Origin of the sequence: Spirillospora albida (assembly GCF_000718255.1) — a bacterium.
Classification (GTDB): domain Bacteria; phylum Actinomycetota; class Actinomycetes; order Streptosporangiales; family Streptosporangiaceae; genus Spirillospora; species Spirillospora albida.
The window spans coordinates 76623-97156 of sequence record NZ_JOFJ01000014.1; the positions used below are offsets into that span (position 1 = coordinate 76623).

16 protein-coding genes are annotated in these 20534 nt (G+C 76.7%); 3 read left to right on the forward strand and 13 right to left on the reverse strand.

The genetic code is table 11. From position 1 onward, the window contains the following. Nucleotides 1–88 precede the first annotated feature (88 nt). Entirely contained in the window at nt 89–4624 is a 4536-nt protein-coding gene (locus IE99_RS0118695) for a cation-translocating P-type ATPase (RefSeq protein WP_051712720.1), read from the reverse strand. Nucleotides 4625–4764: 140 nt separating this feature from the next. Between IE99_RS0118695 and IE99_RS30445 the strand changes: the two genes are divergently transcribed. Further along, nucleotides 4765–5286, forward strand: coding sequence for a hypothetical protein (locus tag IE99_RS30445; protein WP_051712722.1), 522 nt, complete (start codon nt 4765–4767; stop codon nt 5284–5286). Here the strand turns inward: IE99_RS30445 and IE99_RS0118705 are convergent. The 10 genes from IE99_RS0118705 to IE99_RS0118750 all read right to left on the reverse strand — a co-directional run bounded on the left by IE99_RS0118705 (nt 5283) and on the right by IE99_RS0118750 (nt 14599). Continuing rightward, nucleotides 5283–6152 (reverse strand): alpha/beta fold hydrolase, encoded by an 870-nt coding sequence (locus tag IE99_RS0118705; RefSeq protein ID WP_030172118.1) that lies wholly within the window; start codon nt 6150–6152, stop codon nt 5283–5285. The two genes, IE99_RS30445 and IE99_RS0118705, sit on opposite strands and share 4 nt — an antisense overlap. A gap of 53 nt (nt 6153–6205) precedes the next feature. Further along, nucleotides 6206–6442: a hypothetical protein gene (locus IE99_RS31960; RefSeq protein WP_030172122.1), complete on the reverse strand. Its 237-nt coding sequence runs from the start codon at nt 6440–6442 to the stop codon at nt 6206–6208. 59 nt (nt 6443–6501) lie between these two features. Beyond that, nucleotides 6502–6927 carry a hypothetical protein gene (locus IE99_RS0118715; protein WP_030172125.1) on the reverse strand — a complete coding sequence of 142 codons (426 nt, stop codon included), beginning with the start codon at nt 6925–6927 and terminating at the stop codon, nt 6502–6504. Nucleotides 6928–7001: 74 nt separating this feature from the next. Then, entirely contained in the window at nt 7002–7811 is an 810-nt protein-coding gene (locus tag IE99_RS0118720; RefSeq protein ID WP_030172128.1) for an ABC transporter ATP-binding protein, read from the reverse strand. Beyond that, nucleotides 7808–8869, reverse strand: a complete 1062-nt coding sequence (locus IE99_RS0118725) for a FecCD family ABC transporter permease (RefSeq protein WP_245623259.1) — start codon at nt 8867–8869, stop codon at nt 7808–7810. The genes IE99_RS0118720 and IE99_RS0118725 overlap by 4 nt, the downstream gene beginning before the upstream one ends. After that, nucleotides 8866–9831, reverse strand: coding sequence for an ABC transporter substrate-binding protein (locus IE99_RS0118730; protein ID WP_030172136.1), 966 nt, complete (start codon nt 9829–9831; stop codon nt 8866–8868). Before IE99_RS0118730 ends, IE99_RS0118725 begins: the two co-directional genes overlap by 4 nt. 25 nt (nt 9832–9856) lie before the next feature. Further along, on the reverse strand, nt 9857–11077 hold the full coding sequence (locus IE99_RS0118735; protein WP_030172139.1) for a YcaO-like family protein: 1221 nt from the start codon (nt 11075–11077) through the stop codon (nt 9857–9859). After that, nucleotides 11074–12468, reverse strand: coding sequence for a YcaO-like family protein (locus IE99_RS0118740; RefSeq protein ID WP_030172142.1), 1395 nt, complete (start codon nt 12466–12468; stop codon nt 11074–11076). Before IE99_RS0118740 ends, IE99_RS0118735 begins: the two co-directional genes overlap by 4 nt. Beyond that, the gene (locus IE99_RS0118745; RefSeq protein ID WP_211258855.1) at nt 12465–13847 is read right to left on the reverse strand and encodes a CocE/NonD family hydrolase; all 1383 of its coding nucleotides are present in this window, start codon (nt 13845–13847) and stop codon (nt 12465–12467) included. The genes IE99_RS0118740 and IE99_RS0118745 overlap by 4 nt, the downstream gene beginning before the upstream one ends. Continuing rightward, nucleotides 13844–14599, reverse strand: coding sequence for a hypothetical protein (locus IE99_RS0118750; protein ID WP_030172148.1), 756 nt, complete (start codon nt 14597–14599; stop codon nt 13844–13846). The genes IE99_RS0118745 and IE99_RS0118750 overlap by 4 nt, the downstream gene beginning before the upstream one ends. Before the next feature lie 275 nt (nt 14600–14874). Between IE99_RS0118750 and IE99_RS0118760 the strand changes: the two genes are divergently transcribed. Beyond that, nucleotides 14875–16152: an MFS transporter gene (locus IE99_RS0118760; RefSeq protein ID WP_084219613.1), complete on the forward strand. Its 1278-nt coding sequence runs from the start codon at nt 14875–14877 to the stop codon at nt 16150–16152. Here the strand turns inward: IE99_RS0118760 and IE99_RS0118765 are convergent. Further along, nucleotides 16110–16946: an NAD(P)H-binding protein gene (locus IE99_RS0118765; protein WP_030172155.1), complete on the reverse strand. Its 837-nt coding sequence runs from the start codon at nt 16944–16946 to the stop codon at nt 16110–16112. The two genes, IE99_RS0118760 and IE99_RS0118765, sit on opposite strands and share 43 nt — an antisense overlap. Before the next feature lie 171 nt (nt 16947–17117). Next, the gene (locus IE99_RS0118770) at nt 17118–17681 is read right to left on the reverse strand and encodes a DoxX family membrane protein (RefSeq protein ID WP_030172158.1); all 564 of its coding nucleotides are present in this window, start codon (nt 17679–17681) and stop codon (nt 17118–17120) included. A gap of 185 nt (nt 17682–17866) precedes the next feature. Here IE99_RS0118770 and IE99_RS0118775 point away from each other — a divergent pair, with 185 nt between their 5' ends. Beyond that, entirely contained in the window at nt 17867–20521 is a 2655-nt protein-coding gene (locus IE99_RS0118775; protein ID WP_051712725.1) for an HAD-IC family P-type ATPase, read from the forward strand. Nucleotides 20522–20534: the final 13 nt, after the last annotated feature.

The following is a 20534-nucleotide window of genomic DNA, read 5'->3' on the forward strand; positions in this document are numbered from 1 at the left end:
CGGATCGAACCACCTGCCCGACGGGACCTCCGGCGACCCTCCAGAGGCCATCCGCTCCGGGCCGGGGGGCGTTCGTCCCCGGCCCGGCTCAGGCGGTGGGGGCGGTGGGCTCCTCGCGGACGAGGGACAGGGCGCGCAGGGCGCGGGGCACGGCGAAGGACGCGGCGGCGGCCCCCGCGGCGGCGGACAGGACCATGGCCCAGGCGGCCGGGCCGAGCGGAGTGCAGCCGAAGAAGCGGCTCACGCCCGGGGTCTCGATGACGGCGGCCAGCAGCAGCGTCGAGGCGCCGCAGGTGACCAGGACCGCCGGGCTGCGCCACCCGGCCTGGAGGGTCTGCAGGAGCTGCGTGAGGACCAGCGCGGCGAGGCCCATCGTCGCGGCCCGCCGGCCGCGTCCGGTGAACCGGCCCGCGTGCCAGGCGAGGACGGCGCCCATCGCGGTGACCGCGCCGCGCACCGCGATGGCCTCGTGCAGCGGGTCGGCCAGCGGGCCGCGGCGCACGGTCGCGCCGCCCGACGGCCCGGTGCCGTCCTCGCGGTCGCCGCCGGGCGGCGCGAGCGCCACCGCCAGCGCGGGCATCATGTCGGTGAGGGTGTTGACCAGCAGCAGCTGCCGGGTGGTCAGCGGGGAACGGCCGCCGAGGGCCGTCCCGTAGACGGTGAAGGCGATCTCGCCCGCGTTGCCGCCGACGAGGATCGACACCGCGTTGCGGACGCTGTCCCACAGGGCCCGGCCCTCCAGCAGCGCCTCCACGATCGCGGGCAGGTCGCCGCCGCGCAGGACGAGGTCGGCGGCCGACTGGGCGGCGCGCGAGTCGCCCGCCGTGAGCCCGATGCCGACGTCGGCCAGCCGGATCGCGGCGGCGTCGTTGGCGCCGTCCCCCGTCATCGCGACCGTGCGTCCCGCGCGCTGCAGCGACTGGACGATGCGGACCTTGTGCTCGGGCCCGACCCGGGCGAAGACGGACGTCTCGGCGATCCGGGCGGTGCGCTCGGCGTCCGGGAGCCGGTCGAGCTCGGCGCCGGTCAGCACCCGGTCCGGCGCGGGGATGCCGAGGTCGGCGGCGATGGCCTGGGCGGTCGCCGGATGATCCCCGGTGATCATCGCGACCCGGATGCCGGCCCGGGTGAGCCGGTCGATGGCCCCCGCCGCGGCGGGGCGGGGCGCGTCCGCGATGCCGATGAAGCCGGTCAGCGCGAGCTCCGCCGACTCCACCAGGTCGCCGAGCCGGTCGCCGTCGGCGATGTCGTCGCGGGAGGGCGACGCCTCCGCGACGGCCAGCACGCGCAGCCCGTCCTCGGCGAGGCGCCGCAGGGTGCGGCGCGCGTCCCGGCGCCCCGCGTCGGTCAGCGGGCGGGTGCCGTTCCCCGAGACCACCCGCGTGCAGCGCTCCAGCACCACCTCGGGGGCGCCCTTGACGGCGAGGCACGGCCGGTCCCCCGCCGTCCCGACCGCCGCCGCGAACCCCCGGCTGGGCTCGAACGGCGTCTCGTGCAGCAGCGTCCAGTCCGCGTCGTCCCCGGCGGTCTCGCGGGCGGCGGTCAGCACCGCCCGGTCGGTGGCGTGCCGCAGATCGGCCGCCTCGTCGACCTGCGGGCAGGCGCGCGCCCCGGCGGTGAGGAGCCTGCGGCCCGCGGGCGAGTCCGCCGCCACCTCGGTCTTCGGCCCGCTGAGCCGGGCGACGCCCAGCCGCCCCTCGGTGAGGGTTCCGGTCTTGTCGAAGCACAGGGTGTCGACCTGGCCCATCGTGCCGAGGGTCCGGGAGCTGCGCACCAGGATGTTGCGCCGCGACAGGCGGCGGGCGGCGGCGAGCTGCGCGACGGTCGCGACCAGCGGCAGCCCCTCGGGGACGGCGGCGACGGCCACCGACACCCCGGACGACACCGCCTGCCGGATCGAGACGCCGCGGGCGAACGCGAGGGCGGTGACGAGGGCGCCGCTGAGCCCGGTCACCGGCATCGCGACCCGCGTCAGCTCGTTGAGCCGGACCTGCACTCCGCTCGGCGGCGGCGCCTTGCCCGCCAGCGCGGCGGCCCGTCCGGCCTGGGTGGCGGCGCCGGTCGCGACAACGACCGCGTGGGCCTGCCCGGCGAGGACGGTGGTGTCCTCGAAGACCATGCAGGTCCGGTCGGCGAGGTCCGCGCCCGGGGTCGCGTCGACGGACTTGGCCACCGGCAGCGACTCGCCGGTCAGGCTCGCCTCGTCCACCTCGAGGTCGGCCGCCTCCAGCAGCCGGGCGTCGGCGGGCACGACGTCGGACGGGCGGAGCGCGATGACGTCGCCGGGCCGCAGGTCGGCGGCCAGCACGGTCTCCCAGATCTCGTCGTCGGCGCCGGTCGACCCGTTGAGCCCGCCCTCGGACGGCTCCGGCGGCGGGACCCCGTCCCGCAGCCGCCGGGCGGGCGGCCGCTGCCCGAGCAGCAGCGTGCGCAGCGCCCGCTCGGCGCGCATCCGCTGCACGCCGCTGATGGCGGCGTTGCCCGCGGTGACGCCGCCGACCAGGGCCGCGTCGACCCCCGAGCCGACGATCGCGGACGCGGCCGCGCCCAGTACGAGAACGGGCGTCAGCGGGTCGCGCAGCTCGTGCCCGACGGCCGCGCCGACGTCGGCCAGCACCCGGATCGGGCCCGGCGGCGGGCGCCTCGCGGCCGGGGCCTCGGGCTCGCCGGTCCGCAGCGCGGCGGCGCGGTCGAGGGCGGTGTCGGGGTCCATGGCGTGCCAGGCGACGCGCGGCGCCGGGGCGGGGTCGCGCCGGGCCGCCAGCCGCCGCGCCGACACCACCCCGGTGACCAGCGCGATCAGGGCGGCGCTGTGGACGGGGGCGAGGGTGTACGGGGCGGTGCCGCGCCGCCCGTTGACGACGAGCAGCGCGCCGAGCGACGTGCCGCCGAGCGCCATCCGCACGGACCGCCGGCTCGCCTCCCTGGCCGGGCCGAGCGCGCCGAGGATCCGCCACAGGTGCCCGAGTCCCGGCCCGCACACCAGGTCCGCGCCCCAGCAGGCGGACGGGCCGTGCCCCAGCACCGCGACGCCGACGTCGGCGGCCAGCGCCGCCTCGGTGTCGGCGGTGGTGGCCAGCAGCACCGCCTCCCCCGCGCCCTGAAGGGCGAGGATGTGCTCGGACAGCGGGAGCTCGGGCCCGAGGGCGTCGTCGGCGAGCGAGATCAGTTCGGCGGTGGCGGCGTGTTCGGTGAGCAGCACCCGGACGCCGGACTCGCGGGCGGCGCCCAGCACCGCGTCCGCCAGGGGGTCGACCCTGCACCCGACGCGGACCCGGCCCAGTACGGTGCCCGCCGCGTCCGCCAGTTCCATGCGCAGCCCGGCCGGGTCGTCGGGACTGCCGGGGTCCGTCCGTCTCAGCCGCCGGCCCTCGGCGTCGGGCCGCTCGGTGAGGCCGGGGTCGGCGGCGAGCAGGCGGGCGGCCGTCCGCCACGCGCCGGGCTCGTCGGCGTCGAGGATCTGCAGGCCGTCGCCGCACAGGACGGCGGAGTCGAGGACGACCGCGGTGATCCGGTCGAGCCTGCGGTAGGCCGAGCCCTGCAGCGGGACGACGCCGCGCCGGCCGAGGTCGCGTCCCAGGGTGGCGGCGAAGCCCTCGCGGCCGACCCGGGCGGCCTTGGGCACCGCGGCGAGGAGGATGTCGGCGGCCATGCGCGGTGACCTGCTCAGCGCCAGCATCCCGGCGGCGCCCGCGAACGCGGCCGGGGCGGACCGCTCGCAGTAGGTCTCGACGGGGCCCGGGGGCAGCGGGCAGGGGCGGGGGCCGCGCGGCGCGGCCTCGGTCGGCAGCCCGCCCGAGCACAGGTCCTGCTCGCGGCGGTTCCAGACGGAGCGGCGCTCGGCCAGCTCGGCCAGCAGGACGCCCCGGTAGAGGGCGTCCACGGCGAGGGTCCCGGGCTCCTGCGTCATCCCGTGCATGGCCGCGTTGGCCATCGCGAGCATCAGGTCGGCGCCGTGCCCGCCGAGCCTCGCCGCCAGCACCCGGCGCAGCCTCGGCTGCGCGTCGACCAGGGCGACGGCCGCCCGGGTGCCGCGCGGCAGCTTCGGCCAGCGGGCGACGCGGCCCGCGACCGCCAGCGCGAACGCCGTGCAGTCGGCGGCGAGCGCGATCGACTCGGCGGTGATCGGGGCGCGGTCGGCGGGATGCCCGTGCCCGGGGAACGGCTCGGCGGTGCCCGCCAGGCCGCCCGTCTCACGGGTCTCCTCGACCGCCTCGATCGTCTCGACCAGGCGCTCCACGCTGATCCTGGACTCGTCGAAGGCGGTGAGGATCTCCCCGGTGACGGCGTTGACCTCGGCCCAGTTCACCCCGTCCAGCCGCCGCACCGCCGCGGCGACCGCGGTCTGCGCGGTCGTGTCGGACCGCGCCGCGAGCCCCTTGACCTCGATGTAGGCGCGGCCGTGCCGGGCCCATACCCGGCGCTGGCCCCGCGAGCCGAACAGGTTCGCGAGTTCCGCGCGGGCCGGCAGCCCGGGAAGCCCGCGCAGCGCGTCCGCGTCGGGCAGGGCGTCCTGCAGGCGGGGCAGCGCCTCCGGAAGGGCGCGGACGGCCTGCGCGGGCAGGGCGGCGGCGGTCGCCGCGGCCCTGGGCGCCAACGCCAGCGCCGAGCGGAGCAGCCCCATCGAAGATCCTCACTGCCGTGGCCGATGCAGTGGGCCACTACCCGGCTGAGCTGCGATGACACCGTCGATCGGAGGCCGTGCTTCCGGCCGAATTCGGGGTAGGTCCTGTGATCCTGCCCGCGACCATCAGGAGATGGGACATGGCCACCAAGACCGCCCGATCGTCCGGCTCTCGTCCGAAGAGCACGCAGAGTTCCCGCAACGCGAAGACGCAGGGCGCGACGAAGACACAGGGCACCGCGAAGACACGCGTCACGAAGACACAGGGCACCGCGAAGCCCCGGGCGAAGACCCAGCCCACGTCGAAGAGCCGGGCCACCGCGAAACCGCAGGGCACCCCGAAACCGCGGGCCGCCCGGCCGGCGCGCACGGGCGCTCCGGGGACGGTGGGCGGGCGGCAGGGCCGGGAGTCCGAGAACCTGACCGTGACCATCCCGCGCACCGTCATCACCGCCGCCAGCACGCCGTTCGCCGTCGCCGGACGGGTGCTGCCCGCGAAGAAGGGCCTGCCGGTCTACATGGGCCTCGGCGCGCTGGCCGCCGGCGGCGCCATCGCCTGGCCCGTGGCCGCCGGCATCGGCGTCGCCTACGCGTCCATGCGCCGCTGGGGCCGTGCGTCCGGCCCGGCGGGCAGGGCGCCCGGGAACGAGGACACCCGTTAGCGGCCGGCGTCGAGCACTTCGCGGAGCTTGCGGGCGAAGGCCTCGGGCTGCCCGGCGTAGCCGTACTCGCCGCCCAGGAAGCCGCCGTGGTGGCTGGGGAAGACCGTCGCCTCCTGGCCGAGCAGTTCGGCCGTCGCCGCCGACGTCCGGCCGGTGAAGACGTCGAGCGACTCCTCGCCCACGGCGATCACGAGCCGGGTCGGCGCGGCGGTCAGCGCGGCCACGTCGGGCCGGTAGGCGCTGACCGCCCACGACCGGTCGGACAGCAGCGGGTCGCCGCGCTCGCCGTCGTCCTCGGCCGGCATCCCGAAGGCGGCGGGATCCGGCGCGGGTTCCGCGAAGTACTCGTCGGTGAGCTCGCCCTTCCACGAGGTCATCGCCATGAAGGCCGCCATTCCGGCGCCCCACCCCTTGGCCTCGTAGACGTCCCGGACCGCGGCTCGGGCGCGCTCGACCGCCTCCGCGTCGGGCAGGACGTGGATGAGCGGCGGCTCGTGCGCGACCAGTGTGGTCACATCCCCGGGGTGCGCCGTCACGAGGGCGAGGGCGGTGATCGCGCCGCCGCTGCTGGCGAAGATCTCGACCGGTCCGGCGCCCAGCGCCTCGATCAGGGCGTGCAGGTCGGCGGCCTGGGTCTCGGGCACGTGGTCGACCCGCCCGTCCTTGCGGGTGCTGCGGCCGAGTCCGCGCGGGTCGTAGGTGACCACCGTCCGGTCGGGGAAGAGCGACGCCAGCACGGCGAAGCCGGCGGCGTCCATGGGCTGGCCGATCATGAGTAGCGGCGGGCGCCCGTCGGTGGCCGGAAGCGGGCCGCGGACGTCATAGGCGAGATCGACCTCGGGCAGCTGAAGCAGATGTGTCGTCATGCCCGTACAGACCGGTAGCGCGTCCGGAACTCATCGCCCGCGCGGCTCGACGATCAGGGCCTGGGCGGATTGGCCCAGGCGTCCGGCCGCGTCGTAGAGGACGGCGGTGCTGAGGCCGGTACGTCGACCGCCGACGCCAGCAGGGCGGCGACGGCGCCGCCGTGCAGCGCGTCGCGGCGCCAGGGACCGCGCGCCCGGTCCCTCGGCACGATGCGGGAGCCGTCCCGTTCGAACAGGGCGGTCTCGTCGGTGGTCCCGGAGGCGCCCGGCGTCCGCTCATCGACTGTCATGACGCCACTCTGGCATCGGTCGCGGCGGCGCCGGCGCCCGGGAAAGCGAGACCCGCGTCTCAGTGGACCGGGTCCGCGCTGCGCTCCCGCCTCCCGGCACCGGCGGTGAGGAAGCCGACCGCCGCGGCGAGCGCGGCCACGACCTCCCCCGCGAGGCTGATCGTCTTGTCCGCGTACCAGGACGGGTCGTGCATGGCCGGAATGGGGCCCAGCCGCCCGACGTCCACGTAGTAGTAGAGGACGACGGCGCCCGCGGCGCTTGCGGCGACCACGAACGCGAACGCGTACGTCCACCTGCTCGCCCACGCCAGGACGAGGACCGCGGCGACGACCGCCACGATCGCCTGCGCGCGGAACAGGTCGTCGCCCGCGATGGTGCCGCCGGGGGCGTTGGGGCCGGGGGCCATGTCGGGCGCGAACCGCCAGTGCACCCACGCGTCGACCGCGAGCCCGGCGGCCACCAGAACACGAAGAAGGATTCCCATACCCGATGACACGTCCCCATCGCCTCCCCGGCTCAACCGAAACCGCACGAACCTTCCCGCGTCCGGATGCGGCCTCATTCCGCACCGGCATTCCCCGGCCCCTCGCGGGGCGGCCCCGTGCGGCGCGGGAGCCTGAGGGCGATCTGGGGGTTGCCGTCGGGGCCGGGGGTCACGTCCGCGGCGACGCGGTAGACGTCGGTGAGGAGGGCGGGGGTCACCACGGCGTGCGGGGTGCCCTCGGCCACCAGGCGGCCGGCCCGCAGGACGGCGAGGCGGTCGCAGGCCGCCGCCGCGAGCTGGAGGTCGTGCAGGGCCACGAGGACGGTGGCGTCCAGGTCCGCGAGGAGGCCGAACAGCTCCACCTGGTGGTGCAGGTCGAGGTGGTTGGTGGGTTCGTCCAGGACGAGGAGGCGGGGGCGCTGGGCCAGGGCGCGGGCCACCTGGACGCGCTGGCGCTCGCCGCCGGAGAGGGTGGCCATGCGGCGGCCCGCCAGGGACGCCACGTCGCAGCGGTCCATGGCGTCGTGGATCAGGCGGCGGTCGTGGCGGTCCAGGCGGCCGAGGGCGCCGAGGTACGGGAGGCGGCCCAGTGCGACGATCTGCTCGGCCGTGGTGTCCGGGTCGGCGGGGGCGTCCTGGGTGACGGCCGCGATGGTGCGCGCCACCTCGCGGGCGGGGGTGCGCCAGACGTCCGCGCCGTCGACCAGGACGGTGCCGCTGCCGGGACGGATCCGCCGGTAGACGCAGCGCAGCAGGCTCGACTTGCCGCTGCCGTTCGGCCCGAGGAGGCCGACGGTCTCGCCCGGCTCGACCCGGAGCGTGATGTCCGCGAGCCGCGCGGGGGCCCAGCCGAGGCCGTCGACGCGGAGGGCGGCGGGCTTCACGGGTGCTCCCCCCGGTCGGTCCTGACCAGCAGCAGGAGGAAGAACGGCACGCCGATGATCGCGGTGATGATGCCGACCGGGATCTCGTCGGGACGCTGCAGCGTGCGCGCGGCGACGTCCACCCAGACGAGCAGGATCGCGCCGGTCAGCGCGCTGACGGGCAGCACGAGCCGGTTGTCGCCGCCGGCCGCCATCCGGACGGCGTGCGGCACCATGAGCGCGACGAACCCGATGCCGCCGCTGACGGCCACGACGGCGCCGACGACGAGGGCGCAGCCGACGACCAGCCGGCGGCGGAAGCGGTCCACCTCCAGGCCGAGGCCGGTGGCGCCCTCGTCGCCGAGGACCAGCGCGTTCAGCCGGGCGGCTCGGGCCGAGAACCAGGCGAGGCCACCGGCGACGACCAGGGCGGGGACGCCGATGTCCCGCCACTGGGTGCCGCCGAGCCCGCCGAGCGTCCAGAACATGGCGGAACGCACCTCCTTGTCCGGGGAGGTCAGCACCAGGTAGTGGGTGGCCGCCTCGATGAACGCCGACACCGCCACCCCCGCGAGGACGAGGCGGGTCGGCGCGAGCCGGCCGCGCCCTCCGGCGAGGGCGAGGACCAGGGCGAACGCGCCGATCGCCCCGGCGAACGCCGCGACCGGCAGGGAGAGGACCCCGAGCGGGGCGAAGCCCGCGATGAGCACGCACACCGCGCCGAAGGACGCCCCCGAGCTCGCCCCCAGCAGGTAGGGGTCGGCGAGCGGGTTGCGCAGGACGGCCTGCATGACGGCGCCCACCACGGCCAGGCCCGCGCCCACCACCGCTCCGAGGAGCACGCGGGGCACCCGGAGGTCGAGGACGATGACGGCCTGCGGTCCCCCGGGCGCGGACTCCACCAGGAACGGCGCCCAGTGGTGGCCGATGATGCGGGCGACGTCGGCGAACGGGATGGACACCGGGCCGAGCCCCACCGCGGCCACCATGGACACGGCCAGGAGGGCGCCGAGCACGGTGACGGCGCCGGACGCCGTGGGGCGGCGCGCGGGCCGTCCCACGGCGTGCGGCGTGGTCACCTGCCGAATCCCGCGACCAGCGTCCGCAGGGCGCGGGGGCCGCGGACGCCCGGCTGGGTGTCGTTGACGGGGATGACGACGAACCGGTTCTCCTTCACCGCCGTGACGTCCTTCAGCGGCCCGAACGCCTTCATGAACGCGATCGCCTTCGCGGCGGGCTCGAACGCCTGGTCCTCGACGACGATGACGTCCGGGTTCCGCTTCACGACCTCCTCCCAGGCGACCTGCTTGTAGGAGGTGACCTCGGGGAAGATGTTCGTCCCGCCGGCGCGGGCGATGAGGTCGTCGATCAGCGCCCGGGACCCGGCGGTGGCGGGCTTGTCCGTGCCTCCCGCGTAGTCGAACACCTTCGGCGCTCCGGTGACCGGCCTGACGGCCGCGGCGTCCTTCTTCAGCCGGGCGACGAGCGCGGCGGCCGCCCGCTCCGCGCGGAAGACCTTCCCGAGGTCGGTGATGTCGGTGTGGACGTCGTCGAGCTTCGCGTCGCGGCCGGGGCAGTTGGCCGACAGCAGGTGGGTGTTGACGCCCTCCTTCCGCAGGACGGCGCGGTCCCCCATGGCCTTCTCCGCGTAGTCGTCGGGGTAGCCGCTGACGACGAGGTCGGGGTTCGCGGAGTAGACGACCTCCTTGGACGGGGGCGGGAACGCCTTCTCCGCGATGACCTTGACGCCCCGCAGCGCCGCGGCGTGCTCGGGGACGATGTCCTTGGCGGCGACGGTGCCCGCCAGCCGGTCCCGCAGGCCGAGGGCGAGGATCACCTCGGTGGCGACCGTGCTGGAGGTGACGACGCGCTCGGGCGCCTTGGCGTAGGTGTAGGACGCCCCGCAGTTGCCGATCGTCACGGGCGCGGCGGGCGCGGCGTCCGCCTCGTCCCCGCCGGATCCGCCGGATCCGCCGGATCCGCAGGCGGCGAGGGTCAGGCCGAGGGCCAGGGCCGGGACGAGGGCGGCCGTTCTGTTCACGCGGTTCTTCCTTATCTCTGGGGGTTCAGACGTGCGGGAGGGGCAGCCGCTCCGGTGCCGGGGGCAGCGGTTCGGCGCCGTCCCCGAGGAACGGGAAGGCGGCGGGCCCGACCGAGCGCAGGCCCGGCACGAGCACGCGGGCGACGGACCAGCCGGACGGCGCGAGGTCCGGCGGGGTGATGTCGACGGTCACCGGCTCGAGGCCGTGCGCGCGCAGGCGCGCGCCGAGGTCGACGGGGCCGGGGCGCCACCGGCCGCGCGGCCGGCCCCCGGCGAGGCGGGCGGCGGCTGCGCCGGCGACGCGCGGGTCGGCGAGGAGCTGCAGCGTGCACACCAGGTCGGTCGCGTCGGCGAGGTCGGGCCGGTAGGAGTCGGCGTAGCGGCGGTCGGGCCGGACGGGGCGGAGCACCGCCGACCAGTCCGGCACGCCCGTGTGCACGGCGTCCACCGCGTCGAGGGAGACGAGCGCCTCGGCGGCGGCCTTGCGGCCGGCCGCGGCGACGGGGTCGGTGGCGTCCGGGACGAGGGCGCAGCCGAGCGCGAGCCGGTCTCCGGACCGGGCGGCGCAGGCGACGACGGGCGCGCCGACGAGGTTCGGGACGGCCCGCCAGGTCAGCTCCGCCCCGTCCGGCGGCGGCACCGGCTGCGGGGGGAGCGCGGGGAACCGGCTCCCGGAGTACCAGGCGGTGGCGAGCGCGTGCCGTTCCACGACCTCGGCGAGCGCCGCCGCGCGGGCCCGGCCGGGCGTGTCCCCGGCGGCGATGCCGGCCGCGATCGGCAGGTGCGGCACCGCGCCGACCGGCCCTTCCGCCGCGTGCGGGCCCGGGGCGAGCCAGACGAGCGAGGCGGGGACCAGGCGGCGCCGGCCGCCGTCGGTGCGGCCCTCGACCCAGGCGCGCTTGCGGCCGGGCCTCAGGCCGTGGAACGGGAAGCCGGGCCGGGCGTGCTGCCCGTCGCGGTACAGGGCGAGGGCGGCGACGTCGACGGCGTCGGCGGGCGCGGCGGCCCAGTGCAGCCGGGCGGGGTCGACGAGGTGGCCGGCGTACCGTTCGACGGCCTCGCCGAGCGCGCGCCGCGCGGCCCGTCCGGGCGAGGTCCAGGACGTGCCGCCGGTGGACGGGTTGCCGAGCGGAAGCGCGTGCCCGCCGGTCGCGGCGAGGGCGGCGGTGGCGGTGTGCAGGACGCCGTGGGAGCGGCCGTGCCCGATCCCGGTCACGACCCCGCAGCGGTCGTCGGGGGCGGTCACGTGTGCGGCAGCGGGACGAGGTTGAGCTCGTCGTCGCGGGTCGGGGCGGTGCGCAGGCCGAGCCGCACCGGGTCGGTGCGGAGCCGGGCGCCGCCGAGGAACGGGAACGCCGCCGGGGCGTTGGAGTACGCGCCGGGCACGACGACGCGGGCGGCGCGCAGCCCGAGCGCGGCGACGTCGGGGGTGGTGACGTCGACGGCGTGGGCGGTCAGCCCGGCGCCCGCGAGCCGCTCCAGGTAGGCGCGGTAGGGGTCGCCGGTGACGCGGGGCAGCTCGTCCAGCCCGATCGGGTCGCCGGGCCCGGTGATGGGGGCGAGGTGAGGCCGCATCCGGGGGTCGAGCCAGATCTGGCTGTGGCAGGACAGGTCGGCGACGTCGCGGAAGTCCGCGCGGTAGGAGTCGGCGTAGCGGCGGTCGGGGCGGTGCGGATGGAAGAACTCGATCGGGATCGTTCCGTCCCGCGCCGACACCCAGATGTCGCCGTCCGGGTCGAGCAGGCCGAGCGCGTAGCGGCGCAGGGTCACGGCCTCGGCGAGCGCCTTGAGGGCGGCGCCGGCGGGGTCGGGCCGGGCGGCGACGCCGAGCACGCTGATCCGGTGCTCGGGGTCGTCCAGCAGGACGCCGAGGACGGCGACGTCGAAGACGGTGGGGAGCGCGACGACGCGGTAGCGGCAGGGCGAGTCGACGCCGGTGGCGGCGGCCCAGCCGGGCCCGGCCTCGGGGACCGGGGTGAGGTGCGGCGCCAGCCGGGGGTGCGCGACGTCGACGGGGCGGGCGGGCAGCCGGTTCGCCCACCAGATCACGGTGGCGTCCCGCTCGATGATCTCCTCGAGCGCGGCGGTGCGGGCCATCCGGTCGTCGGTGCCGGCGGCGATCCCGGCGAGCATGACGAAGTTCGTGACGGGCTCGGCGGTGCGGGGCGGCTGGTGGTAGTTGATGTAGACGAGGGACGCCGGGACGTGCACGGGCTCCTCGCCTGGCAGCGTGGCGCCGGTCGTCCACAGGACCGGCAGGTCGGGCGTGAACGGGACGAAGGGGCAGCCGGGCTCGGCGTACTGGGCGGCCGAGTACAGCGCCAGGTCCGCCGGGTCGACCGCCCGGCGGCCCGCCTCCACCAGCTCCGCGTGGGTCGCCCGCGCGAGCGCGTCCGGGACGAAGTTGCCGCAGTACCGCTCGACGGCCTCCCCGATCGCGGACCTCCGGGCGCGGGCCGGGTCGCCGAACGCGGTGCCGGTGGAGACGCGGTCGGCGGGCCACGGCAGCAGCGACGCCAGGTCGCCGACATGGGTGCCGAACACCGACAGGCCGGGCGGCCACCACGGCTCGGGATCGGCCTCGAAGAGCCGGGTGATCACGCCGGTGCGGTCGTCGACGAGATGGTCGGGGGTCACGGACGGTCCTCCGGCGGGGGCAGCAGCAGCGGTCCGAGGTCGAGGGCGACGTCGGCCGGGACGGGCGGGGCGGGGCGGCGCGGCGGGCGGCCGGCGGTCAGCTCGACGTGCAGGGCGTGGCCGGCGGGCAGCCGCACCGCCACGGGCGCGGCCCGCAGCTCCGCCCGGCCGCCGCCGGCCGGGACGGGCGCGACGGCGTCGGTGATCCGGGTGCGGACGCCGTCCGGGCGGGCGTGCACGAACGTGGCGACGAGGTCGACGGGGGCGGTGGTCGCGGCGCCGGCGGTGACCACGGCGGCGCCGTGCCAGGCGAGCGGGCCGGGGACGGTCAGCCGCAGCAGGTCCGGGCGGTCCTCGGGCGGGCCGAGCGCGGCCGAGTGCGGCAGCGACCGGACGGGACGCGCCGGGTCGTGCCGTAGCACCGCGCGCGGCTCCGGGAACGGGACGGACCGGTGCGCCGGGGGCTCGGGCGGCAGCGGGTCGCGTCCCGTCCAGCCGTCGCCGATGACGAGGCAGCGCTCGGCGACGCTCCACCGGTCTCCGCGCGCCTGCGCCGCGAGCCAGCCGAGCACGAGGTCGGCGGGGTCGGGGCCGTCCAGGACGTCCAGCGCGCAGTCCGGCCGGAGGCGGTGGGTGAGCGGTGACGCCCAGCCGCCCATGACCGCGGTGCCGTCGGCGGCGAGCCGCGCGTGCCGGAGGACGGCGTGCGCGGACGCGCAGTACCAGCTGCCCACGTGCAGGGTGGGGACGTTCGCGGCGCGCACTCCGCGGGTCGCCAGGCGCCCGGCCTCCTCCCGCGGGCGGGGCGGCCAGGGACCGAGCGGCACCGGCCAGCGGTCCGCGAAGCCCGGCGCGGCGGGGTCGGCGCCGGCGTCCGGGTCGAGGCCGGTGATGAGGTCGTACAGGCCGGGCCGGGCGGCGCCGCCGGTGCCGAGGTCGGTGCGCCACCACAGCTCCTCGTCCGTCGCGGGCGTCCCGTCCGGCGGCCAGGGCTGGCGGGACGCGACGGCGCGGACCGCCGGGTGGCCGGCCGCGCACCAGGCGGCGAACGCCTCGTAGGCGGTGCCGGACAGCAGGACCCGCCCGTCGCTCCATGGGCGGGACGCCACCCAGTCGAGGGTGGCCGCGCCGTCCGGACCCTCGTCCGCGCCGGGCCGGAAGACCCCGCCCGACCGGTGCCGGCCGCGCACGTCCTGGACCAGGACGGCGAGGCCCGCCTGGGCCAGCGCGGCGGCCTCGGGCCACAGGCCGGGCGTCCCGTAGGGGGTGCGGATCACGACGCAGGGGGCGGGGGCGGCGGCGGGCAGGAACAGGTCGCCGACGAGCGGGGCGCAGTCCCCCGCGCGGACGGTCACGTCGGGTTCGATCCGGGGGCTCACGCGGGCACCTCGCGCATCAGCCCCTGCGGCACCGGCAGGACGGGGTGGCGGCGCACCACGCCGTCGGCGAGGTCGATCCCGACCTGGACGTTCCGCCCGGCCGGGTCTCCGCCGCACCGCCACGTCCACAGGTCGGCGGCGAGGAACGCGGCGGCAGCGGCGGCGGCGACCGCTCCGGATGGGTCCGGTGCCGGGCGGCCGCCGCCGTCGAGCCAGTCCCAGTACGCGGCGAGCTGCTCCGGCCAGGGGGTCGCGGCGAGGCGCCGGATCCTCAGGTCGGTGTGCCCGCTGTCGCCGGGACCGGTCCAGAAGGGGCCGGCGTACCAGCGGCGGCCCTCGGCGTGCCCGCGGTGCCAGGGCACGCCCGCCGCGCGGACGCGGGGGTCGAGGTCCGACCAGCGCCGGTCCGGCAGCCACGGTTCGGCGGAGACGAGGGCGAGGAGCCCGCGGTCCAGCAGGTCCTCCTCCGGGCCGCGGAGCACGTCGAGGCCCAGCCCGGCCAGCGACCGGGCGAGGTGGTCGGCGAGCGGGCCGGTCCCGCCGATCCCGACCGGTCCGGGGCGCGGAGCGGGCTCCGGCGCGAGGACGCCCTCCGCGGCGAACGCCGCGCGGAGCTCCGGAGCGGCCGGGTCGGCGGGGCGGCCCGGCTCCGGCTCGACGACGAGGAACTCCTCGGCCGGGGTGTGGACCAGCAGGCCCTCGCCGTCGGGGATCAGCGACACACCGCCGGCCCATCGCGGGAACCCGTCCATCGCCTCTGTCCTCCCTTGTCGTCGGCGACCGGGTGCGGGCGTGCCCATGGGCACGCCCGCACCCGGCCTCTACCTGGTGATGCCGTTCATCCCGTCACCGCCAGACGACGGCGGACGACCGCGCCGTGGCGTGGTTCGAGGAGTGCACCTGCGCGCGGCTCTTGGGCGCCGCCAGCTTGGAGACCTTCATCCGTTGATCACCTCCTCCGGGGGTCGGACGTCCTCGATCAAAGCGAAAATGAAAACGGTTGTCAATATCGATAGAGTGGCGGAGCATGAAGCCGATCCCCCCGGCGCCCTCCCCCGGGCTGCTCCCGCTGCTGTCCGCCAACCGCGACCTGCGCCTTCTCTGGCTGGGCAACCTCATCAGCGCGTGCGGCGGCTGGTTCAGCGCGGTGGCCGTGTTCGCGATGGTCTACGAGCGCACCGGCGGCGCCCTGGCCGCCGGGGCCACGCTCGCGCTGCGCTACCTGCCCGGCCTGCTCGTCGGCCCGTGGGCCGGGGTCCTCGCCGACCGCGCCGACCGGCGGACCGTCATGCTCGCCTGCGACGGCGTCCTCGCCGTCCTCGCCCTGGCGTTCCTGCTCGCCGACGGCCCCGGCAGGCTGTGGCTCGTCTATCCGCTGACCTTCGCGGCGGCCTCCGTCGGCTTCGTGTTCCAGGCCGCCCGGTCGGCCTGGATGCCGTCCCTGGTGCGCCCGGACGAGTACGTCCTGTACTCGGCGGCCGTCCAGGTCAACGGCATGCTCTTCCAGGCCGTCGGCGGTCTGGCGGGCGCCGCCGTCACCGGCGTCCTCGGCTGGCGCTGGGCGTTCGCCGTCAACGCCGCCTCGTTCGTGCTCTCCCTCGCGCTGACCGCGCGCGTCACCGCCGGGAGCCGGCGCGGCGGCGGGACCCGCGCCCGCTGGCTCGCGTCACTGCGCGAAGGAGTGCGGGAGGCCCGCCGAACCCGCCTGATCGCCGCCCTGCTCTGCCTCGAGGCGGCCTTCTGCCTCGGGCTCGGCGGCACCGTGACCGCGATGACGCACCTCGCCCTGCACGTCCACGACCTCGGCGGCGGCGGGACCGGCTGGTTCTACGCCGCCCAGGGCGCCGCCGGGGCCTTCGTCCTGCTGGCCTTCTCGGCCCGGCTGCAGCACGCGGCGCCCCGCGTCCGGCTGCGTCTCATCGGGCTGTCCTGCCTGCTGGAGGGGCTGCTCACCATCCCGCTCGGCCTGCCCGGCGCCGCCGCGGCCGCCCTGCTGCTGTGGGCGGCCGCGGCGGCGGCCGACGCCGTCTACGGGCCGACCGCCGTGGCGGCGCTCCTGGCCGCGGCCCCCGACGAGGTCCGCGGCCGGATCATGTCGCTGTGGAGCGCCGTCGCCACCACCGGCCTCGCCGTGTCGTCCGCCGCCGGCGGCGCCCTCCTCGACACCGTCGGGCACCGGGTCCTACCGGCGCTCCTCGGCGCGGTGATGGCGCTGTCCGGCCTGGTCTGGCTGGCCGTTATGGCCCTCGCCGCCCACCGGGATCAGGGGTTCCAGATACCGGACGCGGCCACCTCCCGGACATAGGACGCGAAGTCCTTCGGCGGGCGGCCCAGCGCGCGCCGCACACCGTCGCCCGGCTCCGAGTTGCGGCCGTCCAGGATGGTGGTGAACAGGTACATGAGCAGGTCGATCACGTCTCCGGGCAGCCCGTGCTCCTTCAGGGCGGCGGCGTACCCCTCGGCGGGTACCGGGACGTACGCGATGTCGCGCCCCGCCGCGCCGGCGATCTCGGCGACCGCCTCGGCGAACGTCAGCGCGCGCGGACCGGTCACCTCGTAGGTTTCGCCGGTGTGGCCGTCCCGCGTGAGGGCGGCGACGGCCACGTCGGCGATGTCGTCCGCGTCCACGAACGGCTCCGCGACGCCGTCGGCGGGCAGGGCCACCTCGCCCGCGCGGACCGGGTCGAGGAGGTAGTCCTCGCTGAAGTTCTGCGCGAACCAGGCGGCCCGCAGGACCGTCCACTCCATGCCCGAGTCGCGGACGATCCGCTCGCACGCCACGGCCTCGTCCTCGCCCCGCCCGGACAGCAGGACCACCCGCCGGACGCCCGCCCCGGCCGCCGCCGCCGTGAACGCGCGGATCGCGGCGGGCGCGCCGGGGGCCGCCAGGTCCGGGGAGTAGGACAGGTAGACGGACCGGACGCCTTCCAGGACGGGCGCGTAGGTCGACTCGTCCTCCCAGTCGAAGGCCGGGTCCGCCGACCGCAAGCCCATCCGCACCGGAAGGTCGAGCGCCTCCAGCCGCTCCACCACGCGGCGCCCGGTCTTGCCGGTGCCGCCGAGTACCAGGATCAGGTCGTTCTCTGCGCTGTTCGTCATGTCCCCCAGCCAACCGCCGGGCGGCCGCGGCCGACATCGCCGAGACTCCCGCGCGCATGTGCGAGCGTCCACACGGCCGAGGCCGGACCCGCGCGGGTCCGGCCTCGGTGGAGACGCCTCGAGGGGCGCCCGGTGCGGGCGCCCCTCGGGACGGTCACTTCGTGAAGGCGGTCACTTGAGGAAGGGGAGCCGCTTCACCAGCGCCAGGTTGCTCCACCAGCGGCCGAGGCCGAGGGTGTCGCCCGCGCTGACCAGGGCCAGGCCGACGATGAGCAGGGCGTAGATGAGGTGGTCGTCCATGAACGGGTTGTTCTCGGGGAGAAGCGCGGCCGACCACATCATGACCAGGAGGAGCGCGCCGCCCGCGGCGGCGATCCGCATCCCGATGCCGAGGATGAGGGCGGCGCCGATGCCGGCGAGACCGATCATGAAGAGCCAGTCCGCCCAGGCGGCGCCCGCCATGCCCTGGTAGAAGTCGGCCAGCGGGCCCTTGGTGCCGTGGGCGAGGAAGCCCTCGGTGGGGCTGCCGCCGTCCAGCCACGCCTTCGCGGCGGGGGTGGCCCGGCCGAGGCCGAACATCTTGTCGAGGAACGCCCAGAGGAACACCCAGCCGAGGGCCAGGCGGGCGGCGGCCCAGAGGTACCGGGCTGCGGGCGACTCGGTCAGCGGCCGCGGCGTCACCACCTTGATGAGGGTGCTCCGGCCGATGTGCGTCTTGTGCTCGGAGATCGCCATTGCGGTCTCACCTTCCATCGTGTCGCTGTCTGCGTTTGCTTACATCCATGAGTGAACCCTGGCGGCGAACCCGCGGGGAGGTCCGATCGGTACATGGTCGGGGGGACCTATGTCCCCGCCCCCCGGAGGCCCGCTGGGACCTTGGCCCCTGCGGACCCGCGGCGCGCGTCGGGGAGACTGGTGGCGTGGATACGACGACCGCGCCCGCCGGCCCCCCGCACTCACTCCCGTACGCCCAGGTCGCCGACGCCCTCGGCACCGACACCGGGCTCGGGCTCGGCACGGACGAGGCAGCGGCGCGCCTCGAGCGGCACGGGCCGAACGCGCTGCCGGCCGCGCGGCGGCGCGGGCCGCTGCTGCGGTTCGCGCTCCAGTTCCACAGCCCGCTCATCTACGTGCTGCTGGTGTCGGCGGGCATCACGGCGGCACTGGGCGAGCACGTGGACGCCGCCGTCATCCTCGGCGTGGTGCTCGTCAACGCGATCGTCGGGTTCGTCCAGGAGGCGCGGGCCGAGCAGGCCCTCGCCGCGCTCGCCGCGCTGACCCGGACGGTCACGACCGTCGTGCGGGACGGGCGGCCGGCGCGGGTCCCGTCGCAGGAACTGGTGCGCGGCGACCTCGTCGTCCTGGAGGCGGGCGACAAGGTCCCGGCCGACCTGCGGCTCGTCCGGACGTCCGAGCTGAAGGCGGACGAGTCGGCGCTGACCGGCGAGTCGGCGCCCGTCACCAAGGACCCGGCCCCGGTCGGGGACGTGACGCTCGCCGACCGGCGCTCCATGGCGTACTCGGGCACGTTCATCGGCTACGGCCAAGGCGCCGGGATCGTCACCGCGACCGGCGCGGACACCGAGCTCGGCCTCGTGCACCGGCTCGTCGGGCAGGCCACGGGGGTGCAGACCCCGCTGACCCGGAAGATCGCCCGGTTCAGCAAGGTCGTGACGGTCGCGATCCTGGTCCTCGCGGCGGTGACGTTCGCGATCGGCCTGCTGCGCGGCCAGCCGGCGGCGGAGACGCTGACGGCGGCGGTGGCGCTCGCGGTCGGCGCGATCCCGGAGGGGCTGCCCGCGCTGGTCACGATCACGCTGGCGTTCGGCGTGGCGCGGATGGTGCGGCGCAACGCGATCGTCCGGCACCTGCCGGCGGTCGAGACGCTCGGCAGCACCACCGTGATCTGCACCGACAAGACGGGGACGCTCACCGAGAACCAGATGACGGTCGTCGGCGTCGCGGCGGGCGGGCGGCTGTACGAGGTGACCGGCGCCGGCTACGCCCCGCACGGCGAGATCCGCCTCGACGGAACCCGGGTCGGCCCGGCGGAGCACCCCGTCCTGCACGCCTGCCTGCTCGCGGGGGCGGCCTGCAACGACGCCCAGGTCCAGGAGGGCGACAACGGCTGGACGCTGCACGGCGACCCCACCGAGGGCGCCCTGGTGACCAGCGCGGCCAAGGCGGGCGTCGGGCCCGTCCCCGAGCGCGTGGACACGATCACGTTCAGCTCCGAGCGGCAGTACATGGCGACCCTGCACGCCGACGGCGCCGTCCACGTGAAGGGGTCCGTCGAGCGGATCCTCGCGGCCTGCGACACCCAGCTCGGCCCGGACGGCCGCCCCGCCCCCATCGACCGGGACGCGATCGTCCAGATCGCCCACGCGTACGGGGAGCAGGCGCTGCGGGTCCTGGCGTTCGCCCGCGCCGAGACGGACGCGGGCGCGCTCACCGAGCTCCCCCGGCTCACCTTCCTCGGGCTGCAGGCCATGCACGACCCGCCCCGCGCGTCCGCCGCGCGGGCGGTGCGGGCCTGCCGCACCGCCGGGATCCAGGTCAAGATGATCACCGGGGACCATGCCGCGACCGCCCGCGCCATCGGCGCCGCGGTGGGGCTCGAGGGCGACGTCATGACGGGCGCCGAGCTGGCGGCCTGCCCCGCCGCCGACCTCCCCGACGCGGTGGAGCGCACCGCCGTGTTCGCCCGCGTCACCCCCGAGCAGAAGCTGCGGCTCGTCCAGGCGCTGCAGAGCCGGGACCACGTCATCGCGATGACCGGCGACGGCGTCAACGACGCCCCCGCGCTCAAGCAGGCCGACATCGGCGTCGCGATGGGACGGGCCGGCACGGAGGTCGCCAAGGAGTCGGCCGACATGATCCTCACCGACGACGACTTCGCCTCGATCGAGGCGGCCGTCGAGGAGGGCCGCGGCGTCTTCGACAACCTGGTGAAGTTCATCGTGTGGGCGCTGCCCGCCAACGTCGGGCTCGGCCTCGTGCTGATGGCCGCGGTGGTGCTCGGCGGGGAGCTGCCGATCCTGCCGGTCCAGGTGCTGTGGCTGAACATGACCGCCGTGCTGATCCTCGGGCTGCCGTTCGCGGTGGAGCCGCACGACGACGACATCATGCGGCGTCCGCCGCGCGACCCGGCACTGCCGCTGATCCCGCGTCCCCTCGCGGCCCGGATCCTGCTGGTGTCGGTGGTGCTCCTCGGCGGCGCGTTCGGCCTGTTCCACTGGGAGCAGGAGCACGGCGCGTCCCTGGCCGAGGCCCGCACGGTCGTGGTGAACGTGTTCGCGCTGACCCTGCTGGCCTACATGTTCAACTGCCTGTCGCTGCACCGGCCGATGCTGTGGCGGGGCGTCCGCCGCAACCCGTGGACGGCGGTCGGCGCCGCCGCGCTCCTCGCCGTCCAGGCCCTCTACACGTACACGCCGTGGATGCGGGAGGTGTTCGGCTCCGCCGGGCTGGACGCGGCCGCCTGGCTGCGGGCCGCCGCGGTCGCGGTGCTCACCTACGTCCTCGTCGAGACGGTGAAGTGGGCGTCCGGCCGCGAGTTCCGTCACGGTCGGTGATCGCGGGGCGTTA

Coding starts and splice junctions, on each gene's coding strand:
- IE99_RS0118695 (WP_051712720.1), bottom strand. CDS start 4,624: ATGGGGCTGCTCCGCTCGGCGCTGGCGTTGGCGCCCAGGGCCGCGGCG.
- IE99_RS30445 (WP_051712722.1), top strand. CDS start 4,765: ATGGCCACCAAGACCGCCCGATCGTCCGGCTCTCGTCCGAAGAGCACG.
- IE99_RS0118705 (WP_030172118.1), bottom strand. CDS start 6,152: ATGACGACACATCTGCTTCAGCTGCCCGAGGTCGATCTCGCCTATGAC.
- IE99_RS31960 (WP_030172122.1), bottom strand. CDS start 6,442: ATGACAGTCGATGAGCGGACGCCGGGCGCCTCCGGGACCACCGACGAG.
- IE99_RS0118715 (WP_030172125.1), bottom strand. CDS start 6,927: ATGGGAATCCTTCTTCGTGTTCTGGTGGCCGCCGGGCTCGCGGTCGAC.
- IE99_RS0118750 (WP_030172148.1), bottom strand. CDS start 14,599: ATGGACGGGTTCCCGCGATGGGCCGGCGGTGTGTCGCTGATCCCCGAC.
- IE99_RS0118760 (WP_084219613.1), top strand. CDS start 14,875: ATGAAGCCGATCCCCCCGGCGCCCTCCCCCGGGCTGCTCCCGCTGCTG.
- IE99_RS0118765 (WP_030172155.1), bottom strand. CDS start 16,946: ATGACGAACAGCGCAGAGAACGACCTGATCCTGGTACTCGGCGGCACC.
- IE99_RS0118770 (WP_030172158.1), bottom strand. CDS start 17,681: ATGGCGATCTCCGAGCACAAGACGCACATCGGCCGGAGCACCCTCATC.